At 64.8% G+C, this 12675-nt stretch carries 13 protein-coding genes; 8 read left to right on the forward strand and 5 right to left on the reverse strand.

Translation table 11 applies throughout. From position 1 onward, the window contains the following. Nucleotides 1–58 precede the first annotated feature (58 nt). Nucleotides 59–985, reverse strand: coding sequence for a transcriptional regulator GcvA (gcvA, locus tag GLA29479_RS01680; protein ID WP_144436296.1), 927 nt, complete (start codon nucleotides 983–985; stop codon nucleotides 59–61). A gap of 166 nt (nucleotides 986–1151) precedes the next feature. Here gcvA and GLA29479_RS01685 point away from each other — a divergent pair, with 166 nt between their 5' ends. From GLA29479_RS01685 to GLA29479_RS01700, 4 genes are all read left to right on the forward strand, one after another. Next, entirely contained in the window at nucleotides 1152–1943 is a 792-nt protein-coding gene (locus GLA29479_RS01685; protein WP_248842881.1) for an MBL fold metallo-hydrolase, read from the forward strand. Then, the gene (locus GLA29479_RS01690; protein ID WP_057970584.1) at nucleotides 1940–2806 is read left to right on the forward strand and encodes an MBL fold metallo-hydrolase; all 867 of its coding nucleotides are present in this window, start codon (nucleotides 1940–1942) and stop codon (nucleotides 2804–2806) included. Before GLA29479_RS01685 ends, GLA29479_RS01690 begins: the two co-directional genes overlap by 4 nt. 298 nt (nucleotides 2807–3104) lie before the next feature. Next, the gene (locus GLA29479_RS01695; RefSeq protein ID WP_144436297.1) at nucleotides 3105–3668 is read left to right on the forward strand and encodes a hypothetical protein; all 564 of its coding nucleotides are present in this window, start codon (nucleotides 3105–3107) and stop codon (nucleotides 3666–3668) included. A gap of 93 nt (nucleotides 3669–3761) precedes the next feature. Beyond that, entirely contained in the window at nucleotides 3762–4436 is a 675-nt protein-coding gene (locus tag GLA29479_RS01700; protein ID WP_144436298.1) for an SRPBCC family protein, read from the forward strand. Nucleotides 4437–4613: 177 nt separating this feature from the next. Here the strand turns inward: GLA29479_RS01700 and GLA29479_RS01705 are convergent, their stop codons facing one another. From GLA29479_RS01705 to GLA29479_RS24200, 3 genes are all read right to left on the reverse strand, one after another. Further along, nucleotides 4614–4844 (reverse strand): DUF6289 family protein, encoded by a 231-nt coding sequence (locus tag GLA29479_RS01705; protein ID WP_057919703.1) that lies wholly within the window; start codon nucleotides 4842–4844, stop codon nucleotides 4614–4616. Between the two features lie 97 nt (nucleotides 4845–4941). Then, nucleotides 4942–5262 (reverse strand): hypothetical protein, encoded by a 321-nt coding sequence (locus tag GLA29479_RS01710; RefSeq protein WP_057919702.1) that lies wholly within the window; start codon nucleotides 5260–5262, stop codon nucleotides 4942–4944. A 526-nt stretch (nucleotides 5263–5788) separates the two neighbouring features. Continuing rightward, nucleotides 5789–6160 (reverse strand): hypothetical protein, encoded by a 372-nt coding sequence (locus GLA29479_RS24200; protein WP_144436299.1) that lies wholly within the window; start codon nucleotides 6158–6160, stop codon nucleotides 5789–5791. On the opposite strand from GLA29479_RS24200, the gene GLA29479_RS01715 reads away from it, so the two are divergent. The 4 genes from GLA29479_RS01715 (at nucleotide 6146) to GLA29479_RS01730 (ending at nucleotide 11391) form a co-directional block, all read left to right on the forward strand. Continuing rightward, nucleotides 6146–7822, forward strand: a complete 1677-nt coding sequence (locus tag GLA29479_RS01715) for a YadA family autotransporter adhesin (RefSeq protein WP_082638200.1) — start codon at nucleotides 6146–6148, stop codon at nucleotides 7820–7822. The genes GLA29479_RS24200 and GLA29479_RS01715 overlap by 15 nt on opposite strands. Nucleotides 7823–7901: 79 nt before the next feature. Next, a complete protein-coding gene (locus tag GLA29479_RS01720) occupies nucleotides 7902–8741 on the forward strand; it encodes an OmpA family protein (protein ID WP_057970588.1) in 840 nt (279 codons plus the stop codon). Nucleotides 8742–8814: 73 nt separating this feature from the next. After that, entirely contained in the window at nucleotides 8815–9291 is a 477-nt protein-coding gene (locus tag GLA29479_RS01725) for a DUF4019 domain-containing protein (RefSeq protein ID WP_169795594.1), read from the forward strand. A gap of 822 nt (nucleotides 9292–10113) precedes the next feature. Beyond that, nucleotides 10114–11391 carry a clostripain-related cysteine peptidase gene (locus tag GLA29479_RS01730; RefSeq protein WP_057970590.1) on the forward strand — a complete coding sequence of 426 codons (1278 nt, stop codon included), beginning with the start codon at nucleotides 10114–10116 and terminating at the stop codon, nucleotides 11389–11391. A gap of 265 nt (nucleotides 11392–11656) precedes the next feature. On the opposite strand, the gene GLA29479_RS01735 is transcribed toward GLA29479_RS01730, so the two are convergent. Continuing rightward, nucleotides 11657–12424, reverse strand: coding sequence for a class I SAM-dependent methyltransferase (locus GLA29479_RS01735; RefSeq protein ID WP_057970591.1), 768 nt, complete (start codon nucleotides 12422–12424; stop codon nucleotides 11657–11659). Between the last annotated feature and the right edge of the window lie 251 nt (nucleotides 12425–12675).

The raw sequence follows: 12675 nt of genomic DNA on the forward strand, positions 1-12675 counted from the left end.
CGCATCCTCATCTATTCATGGCCGCGGGGCGGCGCGACGATCGCTTTGCCGGCCGTCCTTAGCCAGACGAAGGGATCGCGCTTGCCGAGACTTCCTTCCGCAACCACCGGCAGAACGCATCGACGGCCGGTGCGGTGTCGGCGCCTTGTCGGCGGACGATCCAGAACGCGTAGGCGTTGTCCAGGGAATCGTCGAAGGGCTTGATCAGGCGGCCGCGTTGCAGGTCTTCCTCGACCAAGGGAGCGACGCCCAAGGCGACGCCGTGCCCGGCGACGGCGGCTTCCTGGGCCAGGTACATGCTGGCGAACATCGGGCCTCGGGTCGCATCCACTCCGGTCGCGCCGGAGGCTTCCAGCCAGGCCGCCCAATCCGGCACGCCGGGGCGGCCGGTGGCGCCTTCGTCATGCAGCAGGGTGTGCTGGCGCAGGTCGTCGGGCGAGGCCAGCGGCCGGCGCGCGTCGTTCGCCAGCGCAGGCGCGCACACCGGAAACACCGGCGCATCCATCCAGCGCTCGGCATGGACGCCCGTGTAAGCGCCGGGCCCGTAGCGGATGGCGACGTCGATGCCGTCGCGGACGAAATCGACGCGCTCGTTACCAGTCTCGATGCGCAGTTGGATATCGGCATGGTCGTGGTGAAACCGGTGCAACCTCGGCGCGAGCCATTTCGCCGCGAAGGATTCCACGGTGCTGACGCGCAGATGCGCTGCCGTGGGAACGGCGACCCGGTCCAGGACCCGATCGAGCTGGCCGAACAGTTCGCTCAACGACACCGCCAGCGCTGCGCCTTCAGCGGTCAGCTCGACCGCTCGGTGGCCGCGCTCGAACAGCTTCACGCCGAGGTAGGCCTCCAGGCGCTTCACCTGGTGGCTGACCGCCGCCGGAGTGACGAACAACTGCCCGGCCGCTTCCTGGAAACTCAGGCATCGCGCGGCCGTTTCGAAGGCCCGAAGGGCGTTGAGCGGGGCAGGGGGGCGGGACTTCAAGAGCGCCTCGGATTCGCGGACCGAAGCGTGCATCCTATCAAGTTAGTTTTTCTAATGCGGAACTCAAAACATCTCGTTTGTCGGCGTCCGGGGCGCTGGCAATGATGACCCGTCGCAATGGTGAGTGCCGGTCATGAGAGTCGAGTCCCTGGATTCCGATGTGCTGATGTTCGTCGGCGACGACTACGAGTCGGTCGCCACCGCCTTTCTCGATGGCGGCGATGTCCTGCTCATCGATTCGCTGAGCAGCGCGGAAGATGCGAAGTGGATGCGCAGCGTCCTGTGCGAGGACCTTGGAACGACGGTACGGGCCATCGCCGCGACCCACTACATGAGCGACCACATGGCGGGCTTGCCGCTATTCCCCGACGCGCTCACGCTCGCCCATCGTCATCATCGCCATACCTTTTTGTCGCAGAACCGGCGCGCGGACGATTTCTATCGCGAGCCGAAGCTGGTCTTCGACAGCGTCATGACCCTGCGCTGGGGTGCGCACGAACTGCGCTTCTTGCATAACCCCGGCAAGACCATGGACCACGTCAGCGTCGACGTGCCCACCGCCGACCTGGTCTGCGTTGGCGACAACATCGTCGGCAACATCGTCTACCTGTCCAAGGCGGACCCCGCGCTGATCCGTGCCGCCATCGGCCGGATACGCCAGTTCGGCCGAAGCAGGGTGATCGGCGGACACATGGGGCGATTCCCCGCCACCGTACTCGACAACGCGATCCATTACCTGGATCGGCTGCGAGACCAGGTCATCCGCATTCGCAACGAAGCCGCAGGACAGGACATCGAGCAGGGCCTTGCCGCGATCGCCATCGAAGCCTGCCTGGCACCCCAGGTCGAAGCGACACCGTTCGAGCGCGACTGGCACCAGCGCAACCTCGAGGTGATCCTTGCGCAGTCGGTGTTCGAGCTCGACACGGCGCTGGCCTCGCGGGAGCGCTGCGCATGAGCCGCGACGACGGGACGTTCGGTCGACGCATCCGGCGCCGCGAGTTCCTGCTCGGCTGCGCCGGCCTGGCCGGCGCGACCTTGATCCCCGGCGGTGCCGCGTTCGCGGCGGGCCGCGCCGACGGTTTGCGCATCCAGCGGCTGGCCTGGGCCGGTATCCGCCTGCAACTGCCGCAGGCGACCTTGTTCATCGATCCGCTGGTGAATCCGCAGGAGTGGGGCGCCGCGCTCAAGGATGCCTTGATCCCGGTCGGCGACGCCGTGGGCGATGCGTCGGTTCTCATCACCCATGCGCATGGCGATCACTTCGACGCGAAGGCGGTCGCCGATGCGCTCGGCAACGGCGGTGTCCTCGCGCACCCGGCGGGAACGAACCCGCTGCCGGTGCCCGCCAAGGCGCGGGTGCGGCCGAGCGCGCTGTGGGAGCCGCAACTGATCGGCGACTTCACCGCGACGGCCGTGCCGGCCTCGGACGGCTATGGCGACCCGCAAGTGTCCTGGGTGGTGACGGCAGGCGGGCGCCGCATCTTCCACGGCGGGGACACGCTCTGGCATGGGCATTGGTGGCGGATCGGCCGCCAGTTCGGCCCCTTCGACGCTGCGTTCCTGCCGGTCAACGGCGCGCGCTTCGGTTGGCGCAAACCGGTCAGTGGCCAGCCCGGCGTGCTGACGCCGGAGCAAGCCGTGGCCGCCGCGACCATCCTCGGTGCGAAACGCCTGGTCCCCATCCACTACGGTGTGTCCGGCATAGCCGAGTACGTCGAGGTCGACGACCCGATCGAGCAACTGAAAAAGGCGGCTCGTGGAAAGGCCATCGACATACAGCCGCTGACGCCGGGAGCCTGGGTCGATTGGGGACAGTGAGGACGACTTAAAGATCGACCCGCACACGTCGGACCGCTCGAACGAACAGCGACCTTTCACTCATCGGTGCCGACCGAGCGACTGCACCACGGCAGCTTCTTTTTTCTGCGGGCGAGGCCGGCATCGAGAAGTCGACGGAACTGGCTCAGCGCTGTCGTGGGCGGCGCGGACGATCGTCCTGCGGTGCCTGGACGGCGGGTGTCGATGACGGTGTCCGGATCGGTGCTCGCTTGCCCTGTCCAAGTTCGCGAATCGGCACGTGATAGGCTGAAATCCGAATACAAGGAGAGTGTCAGTTGTGCGAAAAATAGTGCTTGTCGCTGTCGTGATGATTGCCTGCGCGGATCTGGTTTTCGCCGCCCCGCCTTCGAAAAAACCCTTCGTTATCAAGCTGATTCCGCCCGAGCTGGCGACCTGGCCGAGAATGAAGGCGACCGATTTCGGTTGCATGCTCGAGAAGCGTTTCGGAATACAAGACAAGCAATACGGTTGCGCGGCCGATTTCGACCGCATGGACTGGGGTGACGCCTGTCTCGGTGCTACAACTAATTACAATGTCGGGCCGGAACTTCCGCTCAGCGTTTCCAAGTCGCTGCCTTCGCCGATCAGTGAGGTCGACCTTGAGTGGTCGCATGGACAGCTGGAATACCTATCCGTGGTATTCGATCGAAAGGTGAGCGAGCGCGAGGTCGAAGCCATGTTCGGTCTGCGCATCGATGGCCCGAAGCCGGAGAACCTCATATCCGTAGATCTTCAAGATTGCGCGCTGGGAAAATCCTGTCTCATGCTGCAGGGGCTCGAGCACCTGGGCGCGGCCGATCTCGATTGCGGCACTGAGGCTGCGACCGAGCAACCCCTCTAGCCTGATTCAACCGATCGGATCTCGCCTGTCTTGATCCTGTCATGGCCTGGGCATCGAATCCCCGGAACGGCTCAAGTGCCGGGGAGACGAGTCATGGCTTCGTTCCACACTCTTGCGACACCTCGGGTCGCCGCCGTCCCCGAGAGGCTGGCCCGGTACTGGGCCTGCCTTGCGTTCTTGCCGATCGCCTGGTCGGCGAACGCTGGCGCACAGGCCCCGTCGTGGCGGACGGTCAGCGACAAGGACGGCATCCGCCTTGAAGCCCGCAGACTTCCCAGCGAGCGTTTCGACGAGCTTCGCGTCACCACCGCGCTGAAAGCCTCGCCGCAAACCATTGCGGATTACCTGCTCGGCAAGTACCTCGACGAAAAGAACAAGAACATCACCCGCAGCTTCGTCCAGCGCGGACCGGACCAGGCGATCTGGTCCGACGTGCTCAGCACGCCGGTCACCAGCGATCGCTGCTACTCCATGCGTTTCGAGCGGCAAGCCCTGGCTGGCGGCGAGGTGCGGGTGAAGTTCGTGTCCCTCGACTATGTCGGCAGGAAACCCACGCCCGACTGCATTGCGCTGCGCTCGCGCGGCGAGTGGACCATGACACCGACCAGCGCAGGGACGCGACTGACCTATTTGTCGTTGACCGACATCGGCGGCCAGACCCCTGCGTTTCTCGCGCACCGTTCGCTTTCGTCGGCCGCCGTCTCCAGCGTACGCAAAGTGGTCGCGGGCTCGGCGGGGCTGGCCTTGCCGCGGGGCATCGGCGACTGAGCGGTGTTCATGAGGGCACAAGTTCAGCAAGGGGCCGAGCACGGACGGCTTGACTGACTGGGCAGCCAAGCCGTCGGTGATGGAACTCCCCCGAATGGTGGGAAGCTCCGCCCACGATTCAGACTTCGGTTCGCGATCGCATGAGCGATCGAAACGCCCGAGCCCGTGGGGAGCGCTTCAGAAGCAGGGGCCTTGCTCGACCTCGACACGGCCCTGCGAGACGCCGAAGGTCGAGACGATGCCGGTGCAGTCGATCAACCGGGCTCCCACCAGGTTGTTGGAACTGTCGTAGTACTTGTATTCGATCCAACCGGAACCGGTCGGCGGCGGGCGCGCGACCGAAGCGCCGAAGGCCAGTGCGGAAAGCGAAGCTGCGATCAACAGAATGCTGCGGACGGGTCGTTTCATGAATCCTCCGAGGGATGGGGCACGGTTGCAGTCAGACAGGCAAACACGATTCCGCTACGGCGAGGCGCTGGCTTCCAGCGTGCCTCGCCATTGATGGTCAAGCCGATACGGCTTGTATGGCTTGTACGGTTTGATTAGGGTCGAACGAAGGACAGGGATCGAGGCAAGGTTTGCCCGGCACGCAAGGCGGCGGCACGCACTCGCCGCCCGAGCCCGGTCCGCCCGGTCCGGTGCCCGGGTCGTTCGGGTTGATGCAGTAGGGCGGGTAATCCACCGCGATCTCGCCTTCGGCGCAGAACGAATAATCCGGATTGCTCGGGCCGTTGCCTGCCTGCGCCTGGGCCTGACCGACGCCTGCCGACCACGCCGCGGCCTGCAGCGCAGTGCCCAGCACCAACACGTTCAAAAGCATCTTCATCTTGTTCCCTCGTAGGTTGAGACCGATGGGGTACCTGCCGACGCGGCGCATGCGCGCCCGCGGCAATGGCGAGGACGTCGGTGCACGAGTTCCTGCGGAGCGGAAACCTGTCCACGCGTTCGCGGGGCAGGTAGGAAACTCACTCCAGGCGAAGCCGCCATGCGCGTCCGATGCGCCGAATCGATACTAGGCAGCGCCCGCCCTCGCTCAAGGCCGAAACCGGGCCATGCCGGGAACAAGTCGGGCCGAGCCCGTGCGGCTTGTGGCCCGCGCCCCCGCGCGAGCCTCTGCCCGGAACCTCGCAACTGCGCAGGGCGCCTGGCAATTACCTCGATTCATTCCCGCCTCTGCCCGCGACCGCTTACTGGCGAGTCGCGCCAAGCGCGTCGTCTCTGCCCTGCTGAGCAGCGTGACCACCGGCGGCGATGAGCGCATCGACGAGCACTGCGCTGCGCACTCATCGATCGATACACGGACGAATTCCGACTCGCGGATAACTGTGATTTGTTTACTTCAGTTCTAAATTTCATAACGCAAAAATGAGCATTACGTCACGTTTCTGACTAACCTGAGCTCGTCCGATGGTATCGATACCAGTTGGACCTGAGGCAACTCCCAGGGTCACCACCACCACTACCACCACCACCACCACCACCACGAGCGAACGACCGCTTCTTTGGCGACAACCGTGGTGCTGCAGCAAGGCGCGTTGACGGCCGATAGAAACGGGCCGGCGCATTGCGTTCGTTCGCTTTTCGATGGCAGCTGCACCGCCAGAAGCGACCGCTCGTGGCCGGGACTCAGCTAATTCATCTGTGCTTGTCGGCACGGAGCCAACTTTCCAACGCAGTAGATCTGCGAAAAAAATGTGGAGCACACAGTAATGAACGATATTCATCGGGCCTCTGCCGAGGGAGCTACCTCGCCGGGGCGCAGCGAATCCAAGGCCGGTCCCTCGCAGATGCCATTGCGCGTCCTGTCGGTTTCTCTCGCTTGCGTGTTGCTGGCTGGGCATCTGCCCGAAGCCGCGGCGCAGGCGGCCGGCAGCGAAACATGCTCGACGGCGTCCGGCACGAGCGCAGCGGTCGCGCAGGGCTACGGCTCGACCGCTTGCGGCAACAACGCCAAGGCCAGCTACGGAAGCACGACCGCGTTCGGCTTCTATGCCAATGCCAATGCCACCACCGCGACGGCGATCGGCGCCGATGCGCTGGTCAACAGCGGCGGCGGCACGGCGATCGGCAATCAGGCGCGCATCGAGGTGAATTCGCTGGACTCGGTCGCGCTCGGCGTCGAATCCAATGTTTCCGCGGCGAGCGGTACCTCGTTGGGCGGCCGCTCGGAGGTTCTGGCCGAAGCGGGTACCGCGCTCGGCCATGCCTCCGCAGTTAGTGGCGCCAGAGCCACGGCGCTCGGCGCTTCGTCGAAGGCCAAAGCCGAAGATTCAGTCGCTATCGGTTACAACGCCAGGGCCAACCACGCGCAATCGGTCGCGCTCGGCACGGGCAGCGTGACGACCGCCGGCGCGCAGACCGGCTATGACGCGGCCTATGTGGGGGCTTCCAACTCGACCGGCCAGGTCAATGTCGGCGGCCGCACCGTCGGCAGCGTAGCGGCGGGCATCGCCGCCGACGATGCGGTCAACGTCAGCCAGCTGCGTGCGGGTGTCGACTACGCCATCGACGAGTCGAAGAAGTACACCGATACCCGGGTCGAGTACGCGATCGACGAGTCCAAGAAGTACACCGATTCGCGGGTCAGCGAGGTCAACAACAGCGTGACCAACCTGATCAACGGCTCGGCGGGCGTGTTTCAGGTCAGTCAAGACGACACCGCTGCGGCATCGGCGAGCGGCGTCAACTCCACCGCCGGCGGCGCGGGCGCGAGCGCATCCGGCGCGCGCAGCACGGCGCTGGGCAACGGCGCGTCGGCAACCGGCGCCAACTCCGTGGCGATCGGCGCCGGTTCGGTCGCGAGCCAAGCCAATACGGTCTCGATCGGCAGCGCCGGCAACGAGCGCCGGCTCGTCAACGTCGCCGAAGGCGTGGCCGGTACCGACGGCGTGAACGTGAACCAGCTCAATCGGGTGGGCGCGAGCAGCGTGCAATACGACAAGAACCCCGATGGCACGGTCAATTACAACCGGATCAGCCTCAATCCGGCCGGTGGCGGAACCACGATCCACAACGTGCGCGCCGGCGTCGCCCCGACCGATGCGGTGAACGTGAAACAGTTGAACGACGGCATGGCCAAGACGCTCACCCAGGCCAACCACTACACCGACCAGCGCATCGGCGATGTGCGCAAGGATCTGCACCAGTCCAACCGCGACGCGCGCGGCGGCACGGCCGCGGCGATGGCGATGGCCGGCCTGCCCCAGGCCTATCTGCCGGGACGCAGCATGGCGGCGATCGCCGGCAGCACCTATCACGGCGAAAGTGGCGTCGCGGTCGGCGTCTCCACCATCTCCGACAACGGTCGCTACGTCTACAAGCTGCAAGGATCGAGCAACACGACCGGCGACTGGGGCATGACCGTGGGTGCGGGCATCCAGTGGTAAACGAGCGAGCCATCGAGCAGCCGAAGCGGGTCCGCTACGCCGGATCCGATCGGCCGACACTTCTCATCGGAACGAAAAAATGAAATTTCCCAAGACATTCCAGGCCCTGTCCTTCCCTTTCGCGCTCGCGGCACTGTTGAGCGCGCCCGCCACTGTTCACGCGCGCAGCGGCGGCGACGGACCGATCGACATCCGTTTCCCATCGCCCGAAACGGCGGTGGTCAAAGAAGGCGCTTTCCCCAACATCGACAACCTGCGCAATATGGCGCACGGCCTGAGCAAGAAGCAGGTCTATGCCCTGGTGGGTACGCCGCATTTCGACGAAGGCGTGTTCGGCGTGCGCGAGTGGGACTACCTGTTGAAATTCCGCGTCGACGGACAGGTCGTCACCTGTCAGTACAAAGTGCTGTACGACCGCGACTACCGCGTCAGCAGCATGCATTGGGCGCCGGACGGTTGCGCCGACGCTGTTCTCGACGGGCCGGTGCGTCAGGCCGAGGCGGCACCGCCGGCGCCGGCTCCCGCGCCGGTGGTCACTTCGAGAACGACCCGCCTTTCCAGCGAAGCGCTGTTCGCGTTCGGAAAGTCCGGGCTCGCCGACATGTTGCCGGACGGGCGCTCGGAACTGCGCCACCTGGCCGACGGCATCAAGCGTGAGTCCGGAGCGACCATCCGGGTGGTCGGCCATGCCGACCGCATCGGCGATGCCGCATCGAATCTGCAATTGTCGACGCAGCGCGCGCAGACCATCAGGCGGGTACTCATCGACGAAGGCATTTCCGCGAACGTGATCACGGCGCGCGGTGCCGGCGATTCGTCGCCGGTGATAGAGTGCCCCGACAGCCTGGGACGCAAACGACTCGTCGCATGCCTGCAACCTAACCGGCGCGTCGAACTGACGGTCGACTCCTACAATTGAAACGGCGGCGACGACTGTGACACGCGCATCGGCAGATGCGGCGTGGCCTCGGCAGCTGCGAAGGATGCTTACGATGAAACGAGTCATATGCGCTCTGGCCTTGTCGGCGGCAGCATGGGGTGCGCAGGCACAAGGGCGGACCGTCGCCAAGCCCGGTGCGACCTCGGTTCCGGTCGCCTACGCCTCGCGTTACGCTCCGGCCGATCCGGCCCAACTGCGCGATGCGGCAATGCGCGTCGCCGCCGCGATGGACGAGGGCAAGATCGCCGAAATGTGGGCGAACGCATCGAAATCGATGCAGGCCAAGTTCAAGAAGAAGGACTTCGTCAAGCAGGTCGGCGAGATGCGCAAGAAGCTCGGCCCGGCCGCCGGCAGAAGCTGGATCGTCATCCACCGCGAAATCAGCACCGGCGGCAACCTGCCTGCGGGGCAGTACGCAAGCGTGGAGTTCGAGCTTGCCCTGTCCGGCAGCGCTGCGGTGAAGGAAGTGGTCTCGTTCACGCTCGACGCCGACGGCATGTGGCGCCTGGTGGGCTATACGATCCGGTAAGCGACGCGTTCGAGGAGAGCCTGGCCAGGCTCTCCTTGGCTTGCTCGATCCGCATGCGGCGCAGGGCAAGAACGCCGTCGTCGCATCCGCAACTGTGTCAATAATCACGCACACAATGGCGCAATACGGATTTCGGATTGCCGCACATTACTTCCCCTGATTCGCCCTTGCCGGCGCGAATCATGCCTGGATTGCCTGGATCGGACTGGCGTGCGGTCACCGCCGCGCTCGATGGTCGACTCTTCCGATATCTCCAGCAGCCTGCGGCGCGCCGTTCGATTGTTACATCGCCGGCTCGGCTTCGACCGAGCGGGGCCGCCGGCGACATCCACGATCCTCACTGCATCCGACCATCCGGTGTTTTAGCGAACTTCGCGCGGACGATTAGTAGCAGCCGGGCGCTTGGCGCCCGTCCAACCGCGACCCAAGTCGCCTGCCTGGCGGGCGAGCTCGAGACCGAAACTCGGCTGGCGATAGCGTGACCTGAATCGAAGAACCGCTCCTCGCCGACCCATGGCCGCTGACGTCGACGCGCGAGCTCGGCGGTGTCGTCGCGACAGCGCTGGTCGGCACAGCCTACTCGGTATCGGTTGCCGCACTGCGCATCCCGTCGGCACCCATCGCGCGTGAGCGCTCGTCGCGAGCATCCGCGTCGCGTTCCTCAAACCGGATCACACAAATCGCTGCGCGAACGGCTGGGGTGGCCGGGGGAGGCATGCGCCTGTCTGCGCTTTTACCTATAGCGAATGTGCACTCGCTTTCGCCGCGCGAACGTAGCGCGCCGCGCGCGCGGCTTTCCCTACCCACACAGGAATCAAATCGATGAAGCTGTTAAACCAATCACTGCTGGCCGCGGCGTTGTTCGCCTGCGCCGGCGCTGCGACCGCCGCGAAAATCCCGAGCAAGCCCGTTGCCAAAGCCACCGAGGCCGAGTGGAACGTGCTGGTGTTTATGAACGGCAAGAACAACCTGGAGCCGTTCACGGTCCACAACTGGAACCAGATGGCGAAAGTCGGCAGCTCCGACAAGGTCAACATCCTGGTCGAATACGGCCGCATCGCGGGCTACGACAGCAGCAACGGCAACTGGACCGGCGTCAAGCGGTTCCGGGTCAAGAAGGGCGACAAGCCGACCGCCGCGGGCGCGCTGATGGACTTGGGCAAGTCCAAGTTGAACACCGACATGGGCGATAAGGAAACGCTCGCCAACTTCATCAAGTGGGGCACGGAAAAGTATCCGGCCAAGCGCACGATGCTGGTGATCTGGAACCACGGCCAGGGCTTCCGCGTTGCACCGGGGGCGAAGAACACCCACCGCTCGGTGTCCTCGGACGACGAAACCGGCAACATCATCTACAACTCCGACGTCGCCGACGCGATCAAGACCGCGCTGGGCAGCAAGAAGCTCGACATCGTCTCCTTCGACGCCTGCCTGATGGCGATGATCGAACCGGCTTACGAACTGCGCGATCGCGCCAAGTTCCTGGTCGGCAGCGAAGAACTCGAGCCGGGCGACGGCTGGGATTACGGTTTCCTCGCCAACCTGGCCAAGCAACCGGCCACGACCGAGGCGCAGGCGTTGGGCAAGTGGGTGGTCGACAGCTACAAGGCCTACTACACCAACAACCCGTCGGGCCACACCACGCTGTCCTCGATCGACCTGAGCAAGACCGGCCTGGTCGCCGACGCGCTCGACGCGGTGACCGAAAGCCTGACCACCACCGCCGAGAAGCAGGCTGCGCGCGATGCGCGCAAGGCGATGACCCCGTACGAAACCTCCTATGGGGTGGACATCGGCGCCTGGCTGGCCACGCTCAAGACCAAGGCCATCGACGCCGACAGCAAGGCCGCGGTGCAGGACGCGCAAGACGCGTTGGCGCTGGCGGTCAAGGCCAACTTCAGCAGCGGCAACAAGATCGGCAACAAGTTCTACGGCGACACCGGTCTGGCGGTGTTCTTCCCGCAGAGCGCCAAGGAGTTCAACGCCGACTACTCCAGCGGCGGTTATAAGGTCAGCAACACCGATCGCCCGATCCGCTATGTGCAGGAATCGGCCTGGCCGGGCTTCCTGCAGAAGGTGTTCTCGGTGCCCACCAACTGAGCGCGATCGCCTGGCGATCCCGGTAAATACCACGACGGAAGCGAGCGATCGCTTCCGTCGTTGGTGAGTGCCGGGGCGACGACACAGCCTTGCCGTTCACGAACGAGGCATAGGGCGTCGGCGCTATTCGTCATGACGGTTCGTAAAGTTCGTCGGGAAAGTGAGAGAGGCCCCGCGCACGACGGCCGAGTCGTATGACGTGTCCGCACCTGGCAATAGAGCGATGCCATGAGGTTCGCAGCCCTCGCGATATCGGCCGGTGGCCTCATCCCCTACGCGCGGTCACGATCCAGGCACGCGAATCGAGCCAGACGCCGTCGGCCCTTTGGTGCTCGGTCAACACAGATCGGAGGCGATCGAGCGCCGGCTCGCGTTGACGGGTATCGAGGCGGGCGACCTTCTCTTGCACGGTAGAAAATCCGGAGACGAACTCGAAGGCGGCATCGACATCGGTCCCGTAGAAGACGGGCTCATGCACTTCGTCGAATATCGGGGCGGCGAAGCCGGCAGCATCGAGAATGCGCCTTACGAAATCCGCTGCGCCCAGGGAGAACGCCGGTGGAGTGGTGGGGTTTTCGACTCTTGTGTCATCGGGCGGGAACGCGCTTTCGATGGCGGTGGCCCATTCGTTACGGTCGCGCGGTTGCCATACCATCATCACGAGCCGCCCCTCGGGACGCAGTGCGCTTCGTATGTTGGAGAAGGCCGCGAGCGGATGCTCGAAGAACATCGTGCCGAACCGGCTGATGGCCACGTCGAAGGATTCGCGCGGCAGCCCATGTCGTTCGGCGTCGGCGCACGAGTATTCGACGTTGCCGAGCCCTGCTGCACGGGTGAGTTCCCGTGCGCGCTCGATCATCTCATTCGACCGGTCGATCCCGAGCACAGACCCCGTCGTCGCTTGTTGCGCCGCTTCGCGTGTCGTCTGCCCGGTCCCGCAACCGATGTCGAGGACCCGATCGGAGGTGCGGATCGCATACGCGCGTCGCAACAGGTCGTTGTGACGTTGCAGCTCGAGGTCGTAGTCGATCATTCGGACGGCTCCTGGTTCGTTCTTCGGCTCCGGCGAGGACAGGCATCCTCGATAGGCGGTATGAAACTTGGCAGGCTGAGGACTCATACCAACTCAAACAGAGCCTGGGTACGAACTGCGGCGCCTGCGTAGGGGGGCGGTGCTAGGATTCAAGAACAGCCGAGGTTAGTCAGGGGAGATCGATGAACGAGAACAACAGGAAGAAGTGGCTTTGGGCGATGTTCGCCATCGCGATCGTCATCGCCTGCGGA

Origin of the sequence: Lysobacter antibioticus (assembly GCF_001442535.1) — a bacterium.
GTDB lineage: Bacteria > Pseudomonadota > Gammaproteobacteria > Xanthomonadales > Xanthomonadaceae > Lysobacter > Lysobacter antibioticus.

Excerpts from the sequence above, each read along its gene's own strand:
- GLA29479_RS01685 (WP_248842881.1), top strand. The coding sequence starts at position 1,152 with ATGTTCGTCGGCGACGACTACGAGTCGGTCGCCACCGCCTTTCTCGAT.
- GLA29479_RS01690 (WP_057970584.1), top strand. The coding sequence starts at position 1,940 with ATGAGCCGCGACGACGGGACGTTCGGTCGACGCATCCGGCGCCGCGAG.
- GLA29479_RS01700 (WP_144436298.1), top strand. The coding sequence starts at position 3,762 with ATGGCTTCGTTCCACACTCTTGCGACACCTCGGGTCGCCGCCGTCCCC.
- GLA29479_RS01705 (WP_057919703.1), bottom strand. The coding sequence starts at position 4,844 with ATGAAACGACCCGTCCGCAGCATTCTGTTGATCGCAGCTTCGCTTTCC.
- GLA29479_RS01710 (WP_057919702.1), bottom strand. The coding sequence starts at position 5,262 with ATGAAGATGCTTTTGAACGTGTTGGTGCTGGGCACTGCGCTGCAGGCC.
- GLA29479_RS01715 (WP_082638200.1), top strand. The coding sequence starts at position 6,146 with ATGAACGATATTCATCGGGCCTCTGCCGAGGGAGCTACCTCGCCGGGG.
- GLA29479_RS24200 (WP_144436299.1), bottom strand. The coding sequence starts at position 6,160 with ATGAATATCGTTCATTACTGTGTGCTCCACATTTTTTTCGCAGATCTA.
- GLA29479_RS01720 (WP_057970588.1), top strand. The coding sequence starts at position 7,902 with ATGAAATTTCCCAAGACATTCCAGGCCCTGTCCTTCCCTTTCGCGCTC.
- GLA29479_RS01725 (WP_169795594.1), top strand. The coding sequence starts at position 8,815 with ATGAAACGAGTCATATGCGCTCTGGCCTTGTCGGCGGCAGCATGGGGT.
- GLA29479_RS01730 (WP_057970590.1), top strand. The coding sequence starts at position 10,114 with ATGAAGCTGTTAAACCAATCACTGCTGGCCGCGGCGTTGTTCGCCTGC.
- GLA29479_RS01735 (WP_057970591.1), bottom strand. The coding sequence starts at position 12,424 with ATGATCGACTACGACCTCGAGCTGCAACGTCACAACGACCTGTTGCGA.